The following is a 17403-nucleotide window of genomic DNA, read 5'->3' on the forward strand; positions in this document are numbered from 1 at the left end:
CATGACATGCCCCGTCTTACCGGACGGGGCATTCTCGGCGAGCGGCCCGCTCAGGGACGATACGAGCGGCGGGTCGCGGCGGTCACGGCGATAGTGCCGCCATCGATCGCTTCCCAGGCGCGGGGATTGGACTGCGACATGCGGGTGAAAAACAGATATCCGGTTTGCGTCCAGGGCAGCAGGCGGGAGGTCTTGTTGTCGAGAACGAGATCCCCCTCGGAGGTTATCGCCATCAGCACCGCGTGTCCCTCGCCAGCGGGCGTGCCGACGACCGCGATCAGCAGGGCCGATGACGGCCAGCCGCGCTCGATCAGGTGCTTGCGCTTCAACAGCGCGAAATCTTCGCAATCGCCCTGCCCGTCGGCCGGGATGCTCCAGACATCCTCACGGCCATGATGCTCCCGGTCGGAGATTTCCCATATCGCGGCGTTCACCCGCGCATTGACCTCCTGCAGGTCGCGCTGGCGCTCCGGCGTCAGCACAACCTGCCGCGTCAGAACGCCGGATCGGCGGCATTCCACCGGGTTCCTGGCGCAGAAATCGAGGAATGCCGGCGGCGGCGACGCCGGCCCGCGGGTCCGCGCCGCGAGCTGATCGGCCCTGGCAGCGCTCGGCACGCTTCCGGCGAGCAGAGCGACAACGCCCGCCCATGCCGTGATGAAGGCAGGCATCGTCATGGTCGAAACCACATCATGGTCCGCCTTGCTAAGGGGAGAGCGCGGGATCGGCAGTCGGAAGGATGGGCGCCTTTGCTTAAGAAAGAAGGCGATTCTGTGATGAGAAATGACGGGAGATTCGGACGACCGAAGCACGGCTGAAGGCGCCCCGTCCACAGAATGCGCGACACGTGCAGTAGCTCGCGAGGTGAGAATTTTACCGTAATATACTGATTTTACTTAAAAACCTTCCCAATTCGACAGCAAGGCAAAGCGTTCGGCTGGGCGGTTTCAGCCCGATCACGCAACTCCGTCGCCACTGCCCTGCACGCGATCTGGCCGGCCGGCCCGGCGCTCGATCGAATGATCCACGATCAGCAGCCCCAGCGCGAGCACGGTCGCCGACGCCACGATGGCATGATCGCCGAGCCCGGCAGCGCAGCCGAGCGCCGCGGTAACCCAGATCGCCGCCGCCGTCGTCAGGCCCTGCGGCGCGGAGTGGCCCTTGCGCAGTACGATCACGCCGGCGCCGAGGAAGCCGATGCCGGTGAGGATCCCCTGCACCACGCGGCTGGCGGCGTCGATCTGCTGCGGTTCGCTGAAGATGGTCGCAGCAGCAGCCGTGCCGAGGCCGACGAGCCCGAAGGTGCGAATGCCGGCGGCGCTCTGCCTGCCGGTCCGCTCCCAGCCGACGACGATCCCGGCCGCCATCCCGGCCAGCAGGCGCAGCAGGAGGTCGACCTCGGCCCAGATGTCGAAACTCAGCTCATCGAGGCTCATGGTTCCCCTCCGCGTGACGATTGCCCGTGCGTCCTGAACGCGCGAGAGAGCAAGCTGTTGCCACGCGTAGTTCCTGCCGCCAAGACCACCGCATCCAAGCAAGGTTCGATAGATGCCCTATACCGACCCGCTCGAGCCGATGCTCCAACGCGAGGAGGAGCTGCGCCGTCAGATCGCGAGACGCCTCGCCGAGGAGGCAGGCGCCATACCGCTCGTTTTGTCGGTCGACCATCTCGCCGCCGCCGACGAGGCGATCGCCGCCTGGGCCGAGCAAGGCGAGGAAGAGCAGGACCAGCGGGCGTTCCGGCCGATCGGTCCGCTGCAGGAGCTGCTGGCCGAGCACCGCGACATGATCGAGCGCATCGCCGAGCTGCGGACAGGCGCCTCTCCTGACAGCCTGGAGCAACTCCGCAAGTCTTCGAGTCACGGACTTGTTCCAAGCCTTTGTTTTAGCGCATTTTCTTCGCGCAAACCTGTGTCCGCTTCGCTCGCAAATGCTTTAGCTCTTCGTTTCCCCGCAATTCTGGACGCAAGACCGCTCCGCACTTCAGCTGGAGTTGCTCTAGGAGGCCCGGGACATCGCGTGTTGCGGCCCGCCTGCCGAAATGCGACTCTGGCGGAAAGGTTGCGAGCTGGGGTCGCGCCATGCGGTTCGGCAATGGGCTGACGGGACTGTGGCGCCGCCGGGAGGCCGCTCACCGGCTGTCTCTGTTCGTCTTCGGATTGCTTCTCACGGCCTCCGCCGCCGTCGCGCAGCAAGAGCGCCGCGTTGCTCTGATCGTCGGCGTCGGCGCCTATCGCAACGTGCCCCCGCTCCCCAACCCGCCGAACGATGCGCGGGACCTCGGCGCGGTGCTCGACCGCCTCGGCTTCGAGACGGAAACGCTGGTCGACCCTGATCGGCTAGCACTGGAAGCAGGGGTCAGGCGCCTCGGCCAGCGCGCCCGCGGCGCCGATGCGGCGTTCTTCTTCTTCGCCGGCCACGGGCTCGAGGCGTCCGGGCGCAACTGGCTCCTGCCCGCGCCGGCGGAGATCCGCAGCGACCGGGATTTGCGTTTCGAGGCGCTCGATGTCGACAGCGTGCTCGAACAGCTCGACGGCGCGGCGCGGCTTTCGATCCTCGTTCTCGATGCCTGCCGCGACAATCCCTTCCGCAAGCGCCTGCAGGCCTCGGGTCGCGGCGCGCCGGCTGCATCCGGGCTCGGCCAGGCGAGCGCAACGGTCGGGACGCTGCTCGCTTTCGCCACCGCGCCCGGCACGGTGGCCGATGACGGTCGCGGCCGGAACAGCCCCTTCACCACCGCCCTGCTGAAGCGCATCGAGACGCCGGGGCTGGAGATTCGCCAGCTCATGGCCGAGGTCCGGCGCGAGGTCCGCGAGGCGACGCAGGGGCGCCAGGTGCCGTGGGAGAACTCGGCGCTGGAGGGCAGCTTCTATTTCCGCGCCGCAGCCGCCTCTGCGCCGGCTCCGGCGGCAGCCCCTTCCGCTGCCGCTCAGGCCCCAGGCACAGCAGTGCCCGGCGCCGAGACGGTGTTCTGGGAAAGCGTGCGCAGCAGCCGCAACCCGGCCGATCTGCGCGCCTATCTGGCGCGCTTCCCGGCCGGCGTCTTCGCTTCGCTGGCGCGCAACCGGCTGGAGGAGATGGAGCGCAATCGCTCGCCCGACCTGCGCCGCCCCGACGCAAGCAGCGCGACAGCGCTCGATCCGGCAACGCCCGAGGGGCGCGAGGCGCTGCTGCTCAGCGTCCTGAGCCTCGACCGCACGGTTCCCCGCGGGCGCCTCGAAGCGCAGGTGCGCGCCTTGCAGGCCTACCAGGAGAGCAAGCAGCACCGCGCCATCGCCATCTCGCCGAAGCAGCAGCGAAGCTTTCGCGTCGCCGAGAGCCCCTCAGCTGCTGCGGCCGAGGAACTGGCCCTGGAGCGCTGCCAGCTTCGCAACGACGAGCCCTGCGTCCTGTTCGCCGTGAACGAGGCGTTCCGCACGCCGCAACAGGGCGGGGAGTGGCCGCGCCGGGACATGGAGCGGCTGCGCCACGACGGCCGCTATCGCCCCGACAAGGTGCCGGCGATCACGGCGGAACGGCGCAAGGAAGCCGACATCGCCGGCTATGGCCGGGCGCGCGAACCGAAGGCGATGGCGATCCACCCGCTCGGCCGCATCTTCGTCAGGACCGGGGCGGCCAGCGCCCTCGCGGCCGAGACCGAGGCCTTGAAGGTCTGCAACGACGATCCGGCCCGCGACGGAGCGACCGGCTCCTGCCTCCTCTACGCTGCCGGCAACACCGTCGTGCTGCCCGGCCACCATACCGCACCGCTCGCCACCGATCCGGCTGGGACGGCCAGGCCGGCGAGTGGGCGGTGAGTGGCGTAGTGGGCGTCGTGCGATTTGTCGAGGAGGTGAGCACAACAGCCATCGCTCCCTCGGCCGACTACCCGATCGCTAGCGAGGCGCTCGCCGCCTAGAAGGAACAGCAGGGCCGGCCGTCGTTTCGTCCGATCGGGCGATTGCAGCAGTTGTCGGCCGCGCATCAGGAGATCGTGGAGCCGATCTTCGATGAGCGCGGTTGGGGGAAGGCGGCGCATCCTGACATCTTTCGCCGCTCAATAGAACATTATGAGAATAAACACAGGAAGCGAAGGCAAGCTTGGCCGACTTCCGCATTGATATCGATGAACTTAGTAACCCAGCCCAGAGTATGCGCCATTACGCACTGAAAGCCCCGGCAATTTGGGCGCCATCGAAACTGCTAGAAGGAAGAATGGTGCCCAGGGCTGGAATCGAACCAGCGACACTGCGATTTTCAGTCGCATGCTCTACCAACTGAGCTACCTGGGCGTCCCGCGAAGCGCGCCGCGCTTCGGTTGGTGGAGGCGATATAGAGGCATGGGCATGGGCTGTCCAGCCGACAAACGATCCTGCCGGTGGGAAAATTTCGTCCTGACCGGCAAGGGGACGAAAAATCGGGGCTGAGACGGCCCTTTTTCCACTGCGCCCGGCGCGAATGCCGCCTCGCGCCAGGCTGGCCGCGAACGCGGCAACGCAGATGCTGACAAGCCCTGGAACCAAAGCGCGGTGGTCGGGTTGATGCGGCGGCGCCAGCGATGGCGCCGTGCCTACCGCCGATCTTGAGCACGCCGCGGATGTACCGGCAGTTCGATCGCGCGGGAGGCGGAATTCAGGGCGATGAGCCCACCGAAAAGTCCTGACCCGTCGCGCGGCCGGTCAGCGAATGGCCCGGCGTCCTCCCGAGAGGGAAACGCCGGGCCTTTCCATTAGAGCGGTTCCGCAATTCTCCGAATCGCGGAACCGCTCTACATCTTTGTCTTATCGCATTTTCTTCCCGCGAACCGGCGTCCACTTCGCTCGAAAATGCTCTAGTTGTCCTCGCCCTGCCGCGTCGGTGCTTCCTCGGTTTCCTCCAGCGGGTCGCCTGGGATCACGTAGTTGCCCTTGAGCCAGCGGCCGAGGTCGATATCGGCGCAGCGGGACGAGCAGAACGGCTTGAAGCGCTGCACGGCCGGCTTGCCGCAGATCGGGCAAGGCCGCGCGGGCGGGGCGGGATTTTCCGGTTGTTCAGGCGCCATATTGCAAGGTCACTCCGCCATCGACTGGAAGCTCGATGCCGGTGACATAGCGCGCTTCGTCGCTGGCGAGGAAGAGCGCCGCCCAGGCGACGTCCCAGGCCTCGCCCATGTGGCCCATCGGAACCTGCGAGTCTCGCTTGGCCCACATCGCTGCGACGTCGCCCTTGCCATAGGTCTGGGCGAGCCCGGCCGAATGCTCGACCATCGGCGTCTTCATCAGCCCGGGCAGCACGGCGTTCACGCGGATCTTCTGCGGAGCGTACTGGGCCGCCGTGGTGCGGGTGAGCTGGTTCATCGCCGCCTTGCTGGCGCCATAGCTGGCATAGGGCACGCCGGTGTGGCGGATCGAGGCGATCGAGGAGATGTTGATGATCGAGCCGCCCTGCCCGCCCTCGGCGAACTGGCGCTGCATCACCGGGATCACATGCTTCATCGCCAGGAAGCAGCCGGTCAGGTTGACCCTGAAGACGCGCTCCCAGGTCTCCAGCGGCAGGTCGACGACGCTGCCGACCTCGGCGATGCCGACATTGTTGTCGAGCACGTCGATGCGGCCGTAACGGCCCAAAGTCGCCGCGACCAGCGCACGCAAATCGTCCTCGCTGGTGACATCGGTGCGGATCGCGAAGGCCTCGCCGCCTTCGCTGGCGATGATGTTCGCGGTCTCCTGCGCAGCCTCGAGGTTGCGGTCGGCGCAAACGACCCTGGCGCCCTCGCGGGCGAACACCGTCGCCGTCGCCTTGCCATTGCCCCAGCCCGGGCCGATCGAGCCCGCGCCGGCGACGATCGCGACCTTGCCTTCGAGACGTTTCGTCATGGCGATGTTCCCTGCCCTGCACGCTTGCTTGCCGTTGGCGCCACCATCGGCACTCGCAGCGGCCGGAGCAAGCGCATGGCATGCAAGCCGGCATGCGCGTGGACAGCGCTCAGGCGAGTTGCGCGGCCGCGAGCGCGATGGCGGTGGTGAGGCCGACGACCAGCACGAACCAGGGCCAGAGCGCGCGCATTGCCTGCCCGGTCTCAGGCGTCGTCGCCTTGATCAGGACCTGGCCCATGGTGACGCGGACCGGGCTGACTGCCGTGAGCAGGCTGCCGGCGACGACCGCGGCGGCGATCACCGCCAGCCTCGCTTCACCGGCCGGGACGAGCGCGGTCGCGAGCGGCATCGAGACCGCGCCGGCGCCGGTGTTCGAGCCGGTGAGATAGCCGCCGAGCGCCCCCGCGACCGGCACGATGCCGGCCGACCAGGAACCGAGCACGCTGCTGACGGCGAGCCCGATGCCGCCGGCAAGGCCGGAGCCGACCATGATCCAGGCCATGCCGACGAGCAGGAAGGTCAGCAGCGCCGCCCGCCCCGAACGCCGCAGCGTCAGCTTCATCAGGGTGGTCGCCTGCTTCGCCCCGCCCCGGCGCAGGGCGACCACGAGCGCGATGACGAGCAGCGGCAGCGCCGGCGAGAGCAGCGGCGCGAAGGTCGAGGCGTCGGCGAACGGCTTGAAGGACGGATGCTCGAGCCGGTCATGGACCGCCGGCACCAGCCGCATCAGCGCCAGTGCGACGACAAGGGCGATATAGGGCGACAAACGCGCCAGCAGTGCCCGATCGAGCCCGGCCCAGCCCTTCACGCGCAGGACACGCAGCAGCATCACCGGCGCCAGCGCCGCGATGGCAGCGAGTTCCAGCGGCAGAGTGAGATTCGCGGCGACGAGCAGGGCCATCAGCAACGCGATCAGGCCGGCCCATTCGAGGCGGTCGGAGAGCGCGGGCGGCAGCCTGGCCTGCCGCGACAGGTGCCAGAACAGCGGCAGCAGCATCGCCCCGAGCAGCGCCGTCGCCAGCGCGATCCGCCAGATCAATGCCGCGAGCGGGACTCCGGCGATATCGGCGCTGATCCTGGTGCCGATGCCGAGCGCACCCCAGGGCACCAGGATCTGGCTGAAGGTGGCGAGCGCCAGTGCCGGCGCCTTGTCGACGCCGAGGCGCCGGGCGCCGGAAACGGCGACGACATAGCCGACGCCGAAGCCGGTCGCGGTCTCCAGGAACGGCCCGCGCAGCAGGCAGGCCTCGGCCAGCGCGCCATGTTCGGGCAGGGCCGGGTCGGCGTTATCGCTTGCCTTCTCCAGGCTGAGGGAAAAGGCGAGCCCCGCAATGATGACCAGTGTCGCCGGCAGGCCGATCCAGGCTCCGGCGGCGAAATGCCCGATGATCGCAGCGGCGTCGGGCTGGCTGGGGCCAGCGATGTAGGCGACGAGCGCGGCGCAGAGCGTGCCGGCCAGCCCGGCGCTCAGCGCCGAACGCCCGGACAGGATCAATCCGAGGAAGAGGATCAGCGGCGAGAGCCAGACCAGAACCATGATCGTCTGGCCTACGCCCGCTCAGCCGACATTCAGCCAGCCGAGGCGGATCGGGAAGCCCTCGCCGCCGAGCAGGTTGACCGTTTCGTAGAGCGGCAGGCCAACGACGCCGGTATAGGAGCCGACGAGCTTGACGACGAAGGAGCCGGCGATGCCCTGGATGGCATAGGCGCCGGCCTTGCCGCGCCATTCGCCCGAGGCGAGGTAGTTCTCGATATCCTCGTTCGAGAGTCGCTTGAAGCGCAGCCGCGTCTCGACGATGCGCTCGCGGATCGTGCCCGCCGGCGTCGCCAGCGCGACACCGGTATAGACCCGGTGCGCCCGACCCGAGAGCAGGCGCAGGCACGCTGCGGCCTCGTCGACGATCTCGGCCTTGGGCAGGATACGCCGGCCGACAGCGACCACGGTGTCGGCGGCGAGGATATAGGCACTTTCGAGATCGGGCCGCCCTTTCAGCCCGGCAAGCCCGGCCTCGGCTTTGGCGCGGGCGAGCCGGCGGGCGAGATCGCGCGGGCGCTCGCCCTTGAGCGGGCTCTCGTCGAGATCGGAGGGCAGCAGCGCGTCGGGCTTGAGTCCGGCCTGTTCGAGCAGGGCAAGGCGCCGCGGCGAGGCCGAGGCCAGGACCAGCTTCGGGCGCCAGCCCGGCGGCTTCTGGGAGTTGAAGAGATTCAAGTGTCGGCTCGCTGCGCGTCCGGGACGATTTCCCGCAAGGCTTTAGAGCCAGTTGCGGAATATCCCAAGCCCTCTATGTCCAGGCCCTCTCCGCGGAAGCCCGGCCAACTGGTTGTCCTGCCGCTCGCGCGTGGGGTGACTGCATCTCCTGTGCAATGCGCAGAATTTGAGCGTCGCCATGCATGGTTCCGGATTGCACTAACCCGTTTAGCTTGCCACATCAGACAAGCGGGCGTGGCGGCGACCCGCAAGGCTCGGCCTACACGGCCCCCTTCTCGTCACCGGAGAGCTTTCGCCATGGCATCACGAACTGGATCTGCCTCGACCGTCGCTCTGGCGGCGGACGCGCAAAGCGTCCTTGCCCAGATGGTCGCGATGCAGGTCGATGCCGGGCTCACCATCGCCATGCGGATGCCGATCCTGGCCAAGGGCGCCCTGGGCGACGCCAGGGGCCAGCGCGAGGCCAGCAAGGCCGTGGTCGAGAAGGCCGCGGCCCTGGCCGAGAGCAGCTTCGCCATCGGCCATGCCGCGACCTTGTTCTGGTGGAGCATGGCGCTCAACCCGCTGACCCCGAACGGACTCGGCGAAGCGACGGCCAAGGCCGTCCACAGCACGCTGGAGCCGTTCTCGCGGCGCACCCGCGCCAATGCCAGCCGGCTGTCGAAGCGTCGTTAAGCCTTGGGTTCTGAGCCCGTCTCAAGCACCGGCTCGGCGACCGTCGGCAGCGCTGCTGTGGCGTCGTACTCGCGCTCCAGCTTGCGATAGCGTGCCACGCTGACTGGGATCAGCGCGAGGTAGGCCGCAACGACCAGCGCCAGCATCTCGAACGGATAAGCGAAGAGCAGGCCGGCGATGACCACGACGGCGACGAAGATCGGCAGCACCTGATCGCGCGGAACGCGGGTGCCGAGCGTCTTGCCGGCATAGCAGGGGATGCGCGAGATCGTCAGGAAGGCGATAAACAGGATGTAGAGGCCGACGAAGGGAGCGCCATACTCCCTCACAGGCAGGCCGACGAAGTCGAGATAGAACGGCAGCATGGCGGTGATCGCGCCGGCCGGGGCCGGCATGCCGACGAAGAAGTTCTTCTGCCATTCCGGCCGGTTCGGATCGTCGATCATCACGTTGAAGCGCGCCAGCCTGAGCGCCATGGCACAGGCCAGCGTCAGCACGATGATCCAGCCGAAGGAGCGCAGATCGTGCAGGACGAAGGTCCAGAGCACGAAGCCGGTGGCGACGCCGAAGCAGACGAAGTCCGAGAGCGAATCGAGCTCGGCACCGAAGCGCGACGTGCCCTTGAGCAGGCGCGCAAGGCGCCCGTCGATACCATCGAGCAGGGCCGCGACGAGGATGCAGATCGTCGCCGATTCGAACTTGCCGTCGACGGCGAGACGCATTGCGGTCAGGCCCAGGCAAAGGGCGATCAGCGTCACGACATTGGGCGCGATCAGCCGGAACGGGATCGCCTTGAAGCGGGTCCGCTTCGATTCGACGCGCTCGGGTTCGAAAGGCGGAAAGAGGTCGCTCATATCAGCGGGAATACGCGGTTTTCAGGTGAGAGGGAATGGGCAGGCGCGGGTTTCCCTCTCCCGTGTGGAGGGGGGTACGGGTGAGGGACCGCCGCTGACTGTCAGGGTGAGGCGGCTGCCACCGCGATTCTACGGCTGGGGCAGGCCCTCATCCCTACCCTTCTCCCACACGAGAGAGGGTTTCCCGCGCCCTTCCTCGAAACTCAAATCCCCCGGAACGCCCGGCCGATGTCGTTGCCCGAGAAATCCGCCAGCACGGTCTCGCCGGCGATCGCGGTCTGGCCCTCGCCGACCAGCGGGACGACGCCCTGCGGCAGGTAGACGTCGACGCGCGAGCCGAAGCGGATCAGGCCGAAGCGCTCGCCCTGGCCGAGCGGATCGCCCTCCTTGACGAAGGGCACGATGCGGCGGGCGATCAGCCCGGCGATCTGGACGACCGCGATGGTGCCGGCCGGCGTCTCGATCGCCAGCGCATTGCGCTCATTGTCCTCGCTCGCCTTGTCGAGCTCGGCATTGAGGAAGAGGCCTGGCGTATAGGCCATCTTGGTGAGGCGGCCGGCGACGGGGCTGCGGTTCACATGGCAGTCGAAGACGTTCATGAACACCGAAATGCGCGTCATCGGCTCGGCCGGCAGCTCAAGCTCCGGCGGCGGCACGGCGGTGGCGATCTGGCTGATGCGGCCGTCGGCGGGCGAGATCACCAGCCCCTCGCGCTGCGGTACGATGCGCACGGGATCGCGGAAGAAATAGCAGATCCACAGCGTGATCAGCGTGCCGATCCAGCCGAAGGGCCCCCAGAGCTGGCCGAGCACGAGCGTCGCCACCACGCCGATGGCGATGAAGACATAGCCTTCCTTGTGGATCGGCACGATCGTCCGGCGGACGGAGTCGACGAGAGACATGGGCGTAAAGTCCTGTTGCTCTTGTTGGCGCGGCGCGCGCATCTGGCAGGGCCTTCGCGGCGGGGTTGAGACCGCAAGGCGGGCAAGCTGTTTAGGCTTTTGCGGGCTTTTGCGAAAGGGGCGCGGGGACCGCGCGACAATCGATCCTAGCCAACCGCCTTCGCCGCCGCCCTTCCCGCGACTCGTCCCGAGAAGATGCAGCCGCCGAGGAAAGTGCCCTCCAGCGCGCGATAGCCGTGCAGGCCGCCGCCGCCGAAGCCGGCGGCTTCGCCGATCGCATAGAGTCCCGGCACCGGCTCGCCACGCTGCCCCAGCACGCGCGCCGAGAGATCGGTCATCAGCCCGCCCAGCGATTTGCGCGTCAGGATGTTGAGGCGGACCGCGACAAGCGGGCCGTGGGCGGGGTCGAGGATGCGATGCGGTTTGGCCGTGCGGATCAGGCGGTCGCCAAGATAGGCGCGCGCGCCGCGCAGCGCCGTCACCTGCAGGTCCTTGCCATAGGGGTTGTCGGCGTCGCGATCGCGCGCCTCGATCTGCGTGCGTAGGTGCGCCTCGTCGATCAAACCGGCACCGCCGAGCGCGTTCATCCGGGAGACCAGACGCGAAAAATCTGTCTCGACGATGAAGTCCTCGCCCTTGTCGAGGAAGGCCTGGACCGCTGCCGGCATGCCGGCCCGGGCACGCTGGATCACCTGGCGCCAGCTCTTGCCAGTGAGGTCCGGGTTCTGCTCGGAGCCCGAGAGCGCGAACTCCTTGGCGACGATGCTGCGGCTGGTGACGAACCAGGAATGGTCGAAGCCGGTCCTGCGTAGGTATTCCAGCGTGCCGAGCGTGTCGAAGCCCGGGAAGAGCGGCGCCGGCAGGCGGTTGCCACGCGCATCGAACCAGAGCGAGGACGGGCCGGGCAGGATGCGGATGGCATGTGCCGGCCAGATCGGCGCCCAGTTGGCGATGCCCTCGACATAATGCCACATCCGGTCGCCATTGATCAGCCGCCCGCCCGCCGCCTCAGCGATCCCGAGCATCTTGCCGTCGACATGGGCCGGCACGCCGGAGAGCATCCGCTGCGGCGGCTGGCCGAGGCGTTGCGGCCAGTTGCGGCGGACGAGGTCGTGATTGCCGCCGATGCCGCCGGAGGCGACGATCACGGCCTGCGCCTTGATCGCGAAAGTGCCGGTCACCGTCCGGGAGCTCGCCTGCCCGCGTTCGACCGCGCTCTCCTCCAGCACCTCGCCCTCGACGCCGTCGATGGCGCCGCCGCTGTGCGTCAGGCCGGTGACGCGGTGGCGGAAGCAAGGCTTGATCAGCCCGTTCTTCTCAGCCTCCGCGACGCGGCGCAGGAAGGGCTCGAGCACGCCCGGGCCCGTACCCCAGGTGACGTGGAAGCGCGGCACGGAGTTGCCATGGCCGGTGGCGAGATAGCCGCCGCGCTCGGCCCAGCCGACGACCGGGAACCAGCGCATGCCCTGCCGGTGCAGCCAGCTGCGCTTCTCGCCGGCGGCGAAATCGAGATAGGCGTCCGCCCATTGCTTCGGCCAATGATCCTCTTCCCGATCGAAGCGGGCCGAGCCGAACCAGTCCTGACGGGCGAGGTCGAGCGAATCCCTGATCCGCAGGCGCCGCTGCTCGGGCGAATCGATCAGGAAGAGCCCGCCGAAGGACCAGTGCGCCTGGCCGCCGAGCGAGGCCCGCGGCTCCTGGTCGACGATGACGACCCTGCGGCCGGCATCCGCCAATTCGGCCGCGGCGACGAGGCCGGCAAGGCCGGCCCCGACAATGACCACATCCGCCTCGAGCGCCATGCCCCCTCCCTGCCGTCGGTTTCCCGTTACTGTCGAGCTTGCCCAGAAGTCGCTTGGCCGCAAGGGCGTTGGATGCGGCGGCGCGCGGAACAGAGCCAGCAGCGACACGTTGCCCAAAGCAACAGGGAAAGCACGCAAGGAGGCTCGGATGGCCAAGACCGCCGCGAAGCGCAAAGACGACAAGGCGCCCAAATCGGTGAAAACCGCCGCCAAGCAGCAGCGGCGAATCCAGAAGGACATCGCCCGCGCCGACGCTCGGCCATCGAAGCAGAAGGATGGCGCGGTGCAAACCGGCGCCAGAGTCTACCCCGCGCCACCGTTCAAGCCCCAGCACCAGGCCAAGCCCGGCTCGGAGTCGGCGCTCGATCCGGCACCGATGTACGATGCGCCCTTCTACAAGGGCTCTGGAAAGCTCGACGGCAAGGTCGCGCTGATTAGCGGCGGCGATTCCGGCATCGGCCGGGCGGTGGCGGTGCTGTTCGCCCGCGAGGGCGCCGATGTCGCGATCCTGCATCTTGGCGAGAACGCCGATGCGAGAGAAACGCTCGCCGCGATCGAGAAGGAAGGCCGCAAGGGCATCGCCATCTCCGGCGACATCCGCGATTCAGCCTTCTGCCGCGATGCCGTGGCGAAGACGGTGAAGGCGCTCGGCGGGCTCGACATCCTCGTCAACAACGCTGCTTTCCAAGTGCACTCCCCCCGCTTCGAGGACTTAAGCGAAGAGCATTTCGACACGACGATCCGCACGAATCTGCACGGCTATTTCCATCTGACGCAGGCGGCATTGCCGCATCTCGGCAAGGGCTGCGCCATCGTCAACACCGGCTCGGTCGTCGGGCTGGAGGGGAGCAAGGAGTTGATCGACTACGCCACGACCAAGGGTGGCATTCATGCCTTCACCCGGTCGCTGGCGGCGCATCTGCTGCCGCGCGGGATCAGGGTCAACGCCGTCGCGCCCGGCCCGGTATGGACGCCGCTCAACCCGTCGGACCGGCCGGCCGAGGCCGTGGCGGAATTCGGTTCGAAAGTGCCGATGAAGCGGCCGGCCCAGCCCGAGGAGATCGCCCCGGCCTATGTCTTCCTCGCCTCACCGCACTGCTCGAGCTACATCACCGGCGAAATCCTGCCGATCATCGGCGGGCATGGCTAGTTTAACGGGCGGATTAAATATTTGCCTCAGAAACGTCACGAAAGATCTTGGAACGTCTGACAGGCACGGCGGTTTCTATATCAGTACACATCATCGACCCGTGGAGGATGAGTATGAAACCTCTGAAGACTGGATTGGTGGCTGGCGCGTTGGCGCTGTCGTCTGTCGCGGCGATGGCGCAAGGTGTCGACCTGAGGCCGGAGAACAGCGTTCCGAAATATGAGCGCGGGCCGACAAGCTACGACAATGCACCCCATCGCGGCGGCACGTACAAGCCGGACGATTATCGCCAAGGCTATGATCGTGGCAGCTATGGCAGCGCTCGCTACGAGATGATCTCGCAACGCGAGGCGATCAGGATCGCGCGCCGCAACGGCGTTTCCGAGATCGACCAAGCCCGCTGGAGCGGCAATGTCTGGGTCATCGACGGCTCCGACAGGCGCGGCGAAGAGTTGCGAGTCGAAATCAACGCGCGCGGCGAGATCGTCGACGTCGACCGCAACTGAGGCAGCATCAGAAGACCAGCATGGTGAGAACTTGGGCGGCCTCCGGGCCGCCCTCTTTTATGCCGTTCTCGCCGCAGCCACGCCCGCGCCGAAACGGCGCGCCGCGAGCAGGGTCAGGATCAGGAAGACGATCAGCGCCAGCACCTGGGCGATCGCGAAGGGCGGCTCGCTCTGCGTCGGCGCCATATCGTGCAAGACGTTCACCTTGAGGAAGAGCTGGGCGATCAGCACGAAGATCAGCAGATAGAACGAGAGCACCGCGGTGATCGCGTAGATCCGCCGCCAGACATCGCGCAGGGCGAAGGCGTAGAGCGCCAGCCCCGCAAGCACGATCAGCACAAGCGACACCGCGCCGACGATATGCGAGGGCAGCACCCTGTCGAAGGGGAAGGCGTAGCCGGTGGCACTGCACGCGAAGGCAGTCGAGAGATAGATGCCATTCCAGCGCGGGCTGAGATGGCCCTTCAGCAGGGCGGCCGTCATCGGGAACCCGGCGACGATCGCGATCAGGCTGAGCCAGGTATGGAAGCCCACCAGCGTGGTTGGATCGAGCACGAACATGGCAAAGCCCCCCCGCTTCAACCGCAGCGAGCCCACAGCCAGGCTCTGCAAGCCATACTGCCAATCGTGGGGCGTGCTGGCGAGAGGCTTATGGAAAAGTTCTCAACTGAATGGCTCCGCAGCCACAGCAGGCGCACTGGTGCGCTGTTGGCGGGCCGTGGCGAAGTAAGAACCGGCGAGGATCAGCAGGAACCCGACCAATAGGGCGGCGGAAAGTGGCTCGCCGAGCACAAGCACTCCGAGCAGCACCGCCACCGCGGGATTGAGATAGGCGATCACGGTCGCTCGGGCCGCGCCGACCTCGGCGATGAGCGCAAACAGCAGCTGGAAGGCCAGCGCCGTGCAGACGACGGCGAGGGCTACCACCGCAAGGCTCGCATCGAGCGTGATCCGGGCAGGCCAGAGAGCCGGAACGAAAGGCAGATAGAGGATCGCAGCGACGATCAGTGAAACGACCACCACCGCGCTCGCCTCCGCCTCGGCGAGCTTGCGCACGACAATGATCGGGCCGATGGCATAGCCGAGCGCGCTCAGCCCCAGCGCCAGCGCCGGCCAGAGTTCGACCGGCTGCTCGTCGAAGCCGAGCAGTGCGACGACACCGGCCAGGCCGAGGCCGAGCCCGGCAAGCCGCCCGATCCCGAGCCGCTCCTGCGAGAGCACGACGCCCAGGACCGCGGCGATGATCGGCGTCAGCGCGATGATCAGGCCTGCCAGCGAGCTCGTCACCCGCGTCTCGGCGAAGCCGATCAGGAACCACGGGCCGCTAATCTCGACGAGCGTGTAAAGGATCAGCCAGCCGGGCCGGCGGAAGCCCGACATGATGCCCTTGCCGCGCAGCGCGAAGGGCAGCAGCACCAGCGCGCCGATGGCAGCGCGGCCGAAGGCGACGATGACCGGGTGGTAATCGGCAACGGCGATCCGGATCAGCAGATAGGGCACGCCCCAGATCACGCCGAGGGCGAGGAACAGCAGCCAGGCTTTCCGGTTCATGCCAGCGTGCCCTTCCAGAACAGCGCAGTCAGCCAGCGGCCGTCGCGGCCCTCGAACGAGTGCGACCAGTGCAAGCCGAGCCCGAGTGCTGCGAGAGTCGCGATGATCTCGGAACGCGGCCACAGGGCGACGTAATACGTGTTGCCCTTCGTGCCGATTTCGACGCTCTCGCCCTGCCCTTCCCGAAGCGCGAGCAGGAAGACGCCGCCCTCGCGGATCGCCTCCGCGATCCTGGCGAGGACCGAAGGCAGGATCTCGCGCTCGACGTGCTGGAGCACGTACAGCGCCACGACGCCGTCATACGGGCCGCCGAGCGGATCGCGGATAACGTCGAGAAGCTCGGCCCGGCGGCCGCGCCCCGCCTGCAACTGCACGAAGGACTGCGCTCCATCGGTGCGCCTGATGGCAAGCCCCCGCTCCTCGAGCCAGTCGGCATCCCAGCCCGGACCTGAGCCGATCTCGAGCAGATGACTGCCCGGCGGGACGAGCTTCAGCAGTTCGACAAGCGCCGGCTGGTCGTCAGCCTGCGGCTTGGGCGCCGTCGTTGCCGCGTAGTCGTCGGCACAGCCTTCATAGCCGGCGAGGGTCGAGCTGTTCGAAGCCGAGCGGTTCGCTTGTACCGCCTCCTTGACCGTTTCCGGCGCACTCATCTCCCACCTCCCTCGCGCTCCAGGGGGATCCAGATCTGCAGGCCGCCGAGCCCGGTGCCCGGATCGAAGGCGTCGTTGTGGAATTCTAGGACGGGGCCGTTCGCCGCATTGAGCCCGGCGGCGGGCAGCGCCTCGTTCCAGATCGCCGTGTAGGTGTCGAAGATCGTCGAGACGTGGTCGCGATGCTCGAAAACGGCATAGGTTCGGGGCTCGGTCTCCAGATAGGCCAGCGGCTTTCGCGGCGGAGCGGCCGAGCTCACCTCCGTGGCGCACATATACTCGAAGCAGCCATCCTCATCGGGCGCGCGGCAGACGCCGATCGGTATGCCCGGAGCCTTGTCGGGGATATCGGCATAGTGGTCGCACATGAATGACTGCCATTGCGCCGGTATCCCGATCGCCGATTCATAGGAGCACGGGGCTGACAGGCCGACGAGGCGCAGCCGACCCAGCTCCCGAACAGTCGGGACCGGAGTCCTGGCGCGTCCGTTGGTCAACCGCAGCGGTGCGACGAGGTCGATCCGCTCGGTACTGCCAGTGTTGCGAATCTCCTCGGGCGTGGTGCCGAACTGGTCGCGAAAGGCGCGGGTGAAAGCCTCGTGCGAGCCATAGCCGAACTCAAGTGCGACCGAGAGGATGTCGGGCGCGCCAGCGGCAAGGCGCTTGGCGGCCTCGCTCAATCGCCGGGCCCGCAGATAGGCCATCACCGGCCAGCCGCTCGCCGTTCCGAAGGCATTGGCGAGGTGCGAGCGCGAGACGTTGCAAGCCGCCGCGATCGAGCCCAGCGTCAGTTCCCGGCTGGAATTGCGCTCCATCACCCAAAGCGCCTTGTCGGCAAGCGACATGCCCCGGCTCCTCCCGCGAAAGTCCCGTGCATATCATCGGCTTCAGCCGGTCGCTTGATCGATCGTCCACAACCGACAGCGCTCTTTCCGGAAGCCGCCGCCCCGGAGCCTTAGCTCCGGGGCGGGGTCTATTCAGTGGCCGATGCCGCTCAGGGTGGCGATGGCCAGAAGCGTGTAGCCGAGCGCCAGAAGGGCGTAGCCGGCGATGATCATGGTCGGGCTCCGGGATTGGGGCCGCGCGCCTCGTATGTCGGGCGCTGCGTGCGCCTGGATTGCGGAATGGGACGGAGAAAGAAGCTGCGACGCCGTAGCGGCGTGCACGCCGGAAAGAAACAAGCGACGACCCGAAGGCCACCTAGGCCGGGGCGCCCCGGCCTATGCTAGCGTCGTAAATTCGATATGCGTCATTCTGGGCAGGAATCAAC

General features: G+C 67.6%; 19 protein-coding genes and 1 tRNA gene. 5 read left to right on the forward strand and 15 right to left on the reverse strand.

The window, feature by feature from the left end; genetic code table 11:
- Nucleotides 1-50: 50 nt before the first annotated feature.
- Both V7S63_RS05225 and V7S63_RS05230 read right to left on the reverse strand, forming a co-directional pair.
- Nucleotides 51-812, reverse strand: a complete 762-nt coding sequence (locus V7S63_RS05225; RefSeq protein WP_336529434.1) for a transglutaminase-like cysteine peptidase — start codon at nucleotides 810-812, stop codon at nucleotides 51-53.
- 144 nt (nucleotides 813-956) lie between these two features.
- Nucleotides 957-1436 (reverse strand): MgtC/SapB family protein, encoded by a 480-nt coding sequence (locus V7S63_RS05230; protein ID WP_336529435.1) that lies wholly within the window; start codon nucleotides 1434-1436, stop codon nucleotides 957-959.
- Nucleotides 1437-1548: 112 nt separating this feature from the next.
- Here V7S63_RS05230 and V7S63_RS05235 point away from each other — a divergent pair, with 112 nt between their 5' ends.
- Nucleotides 1549-2103 carry a hypothetical protein gene (locus V7S63_RS05235; protein WP_336529436.1) on the forward strand — a complete coding sequence of 185 codons (555 nt, stop codon included), beginning with the start codon at nucleotides 1549-1551 and terminating at the stop codon, nucleotides 2101-2103.
- Nucleotides 2082-3797 (forward strand): caspase family protein, encoded by a 1716-nt coding sequence (locus V7S63_RS05240; RefSeq protein WP_336529437.1) that lies wholly within the window; start codon nucleotides 2082-2084, stop codon nucleotides 3795-3797. Before V7S63_RS05235 ends, V7S63_RS05240 begins: the two co-directional genes overlap by 22 nt.
- 398 nt (nucleotides 3798-4195) lie before the next feature.
- Here V7S63_RS05240 and V7S63_RS05245 read toward each other — a convergent pair.
- The 5 genes from V7S63_RS05245 to V7S63_RS05265 all read right to left on the reverse strand — a co-directional run bounded on the left by V7S63_RS05245 (nucleotide 4196) and on the right by V7S63_RS05265 (nucleotide 8043).
- Nucleotides 4196-4271, reverse strand: a tRNA-Phe gene (locus tag V7S63_RS05245).
- 539 nt (nucleotides 4272-4810) lie between these two features.
- Nucleotides 4811-5020: a DNA gyrase inhibitor YacG gene (yacG, locus tag V7S63_RS05250; protein ID WP_336529438.1), complete on the reverse strand. Its 210-nt coding sequence runs from the start codon at nucleotides 5018-5020 to the stop codon at nucleotides 4811-4813.
- The gene (locus V7S63_RS05255; RefSeq protein WP_336529439.1) at nucleotides 5010-5834 is read right to left on the reverse strand and encodes an SDR family NAD(P)-dependent oxidoreductase; all 825 of its coding nucleotides are present in this window, start codon (nucleotides 5832-5834) and stop codon (nucleotides 5010-5012) included. The genes yacG and V7S63_RS05255 overlap by 11 nt, the downstream gene beginning before the upstream one ends.
- A 109-nt stretch (nucleotides 5835-5943) precedes the next feature.
- On the reverse strand, nucleotides 5944-7371 hold the full coding sequence (locus V7S63_RS05260; RefSeq protein WP_336529440.1) for an L-lactate permease: 1428 nt from the start codon (nucleotides 7369-7371) through the stop codon (nucleotides 5944-5946).
- Between the two features lie 21 nt (nucleotides 7372-7392).
- Nucleotides 7393-8043 (reverse strand): Maf-like protein, encoded by a 651-nt coding sequence (locus V7S63_RS05265; protein WP_336529441.1) that lies wholly within the window; start codon nucleotides 8041-8043, stop codon nucleotides 7393-7395.
- Nucleotides 8044-8340: 297 nt separating this feature from the next.
- Between V7S63_RS05265 and V7S63_RS05270 the strand changes: the two genes are divergently transcribed.
- A complete protein-coding gene (locus V7S63_RS05270; RefSeq protein WP_143079655.1) occupies nucleotides 8341-8718 on the forward strand; it encodes a hypothetical protein in 378 nt (125 codons plus the stop codon).
- Here the strand turns inward: V7S63_RS05270 and V7S63_RS05275 are convergent.
- The 3 genes from V7S63_RS05275 to V7S63_RS05285 form a co-directional block, all read right to left on the reverse strand.
- The gene (locus V7S63_RS05275; protein WP_336529442.1) at nucleotides 8715-9572 is read right to left on the reverse strand and encodes a CDP-alcohol phosphatidyltransferase family protein; all 858 of its coding nucleotides are present in this window, start codon (nucleotides 9570-9572) and stop codon (nucleotides 8715-8717) included. The genes V7S63_RS05270 and V7S63_RS05275 overlap by 4 nt on opposite strands.
- A 203-nt stretch (nucleotides 9573-9775) precedes the next feature.
- Nucleotides 9776-10516 (reverse strand): phosphatidylserine decarboxylase, encoded by a 741-nt coding sequence (locus V7S63_RS05280; protein ID WP_091830678.1) that lies wholly within the window; start codon nucleotides 10514-10516, stop codon nucleotides 9776-9778.
- A 104-nt stretch (nucleotides 10517-10620) separates the two neighbouring features.
- Nucleotides 10621-12276, reverse strand: coding sequence for an FAD-binding dehydrogenase (locus V7S63_RS05285; RefSeq protein ID WP_336529443.1), 1656 nt, complete (start codon nucleotides 12274-12276; stop codon nucleotides 10621-10623).
- A 148-nt stretch (nucleotides 12277-12424) separates the two neighbouring features.
- On the opposite strand from V7S63_RS05285, the gene V7S63_RS05290 reads away from it, so the two are divergent.
- Together V7S63_RS05290 and V7S63_RS05295 are read left to right on the forward strand one after the other, a co-directional pair.
- Nucleotides 12425-13426: an SDR family oxidoreductase gene (locus V7S63_RS05290; protein ID WP_336529444.1), complete on the forward strand. Its 1002-nt coding sequence runs from the start codon at nucleotides 12425-12427 to the stop codon at nucleotides 13424-13426.
- Between the two features lie 47 nt (nucleotides 13427-13473).
- The gene (locus V7S63_RS05295; RefSeq protein WP_336529445.1) at nucleotides 13474-13932 is read left to right on the forward strand and encodes a hypothetical protein; all 459 of its coding nucleotides are present in this window, start codon (nucleotides 13474-13476) and stop codon (nucleotides 13930-13932) included.
- A 57-nt stretch (nucleotides 13933-13989) separates the two neighbouring features.
- On the opposite strand, the gene V7S63_RS05300 is transcribed toward V7S63_RS05295, so the two are convergent.
- From V7S63_RS05300 to V7S63_RS05320, 5 genes are all read right to left on the reverse strand, one after another.
- Nucleotides 13990-14493 (reverse strand): hypothetical protein, encoded by a 504-nt coding sequence (locus tag V7S63_RS05300; RefSeq protein WP_091830686.1) that lies wholly within the window; start codon nucleotides 14491-14493, stop codon nucleotides 13990-13992.
- A 102-nt stretch (nucleotides 14494-14595) separates the two neighbouring features.
- Nucleotides 14596-15483, reverse strand: coding sequence for a DMT family transporter (locus V7S63_RS05305; protein WP_336529446.1), 888 nt, complete (start codon nucleotides 15481-15483; stop codon nucleotides 14596-14598).
- Nucleotides 15480-16133: an SAM-dependent methyltransferase gene (locus V7S63_RS05310; protein WP_336529447.1), complete on the reverse strand. Its 654-nt coding sequence runs from the start codon at nucleotides 16131-16133 to the stop codon at nucleotides 15480-15482. Before V7S63_RS05310 ends, V7S63_RS05305 begins: the two co-directional genes overlap by 4 nt.
- Nucleotides 16130-16978, reverse strand: coding sequence for an AraC family transcriptional regulator (locus V7S63_RS05315; protein WP_100965203.1), 849 nt, complete (start codon nucleotides 16976-16978; stop codon nucleotides 16130-16132). The genes V7S63_RS05310 and V7S63_RS05315 overlap by 4 nt, the downstream gene beginning before the upstream one ends.
- Nucleotides 16979-17110: 132 nt before the next feature.
- Nucleotides 17111-17314 carry a hypothetical protein gene (locus V7S63_RS05320; RefSeq protein ID WP_158673615.1) on the reverse strand — a complete coding sequence of 68 codons (204 nt, stop codon included), beginning with the start codon at nucleotides 17312-17314 and terminating at the stop codon, nucleotides 17111-17113.
- Between the last annotated feature and the right edge of the window lie 89 nt (nucleotides 17315-17403).

The organism is Allobosea sp. CCNWLY174, assembly GCF_037120455.1.
GTDB classification, from domain to species: domain Bacteria; phylum Pseudomonadota; class Alphaproteobacteria; order Rhizobiales; family Beijerinckiaceae; genus Allobosea; species Allobosea lupini.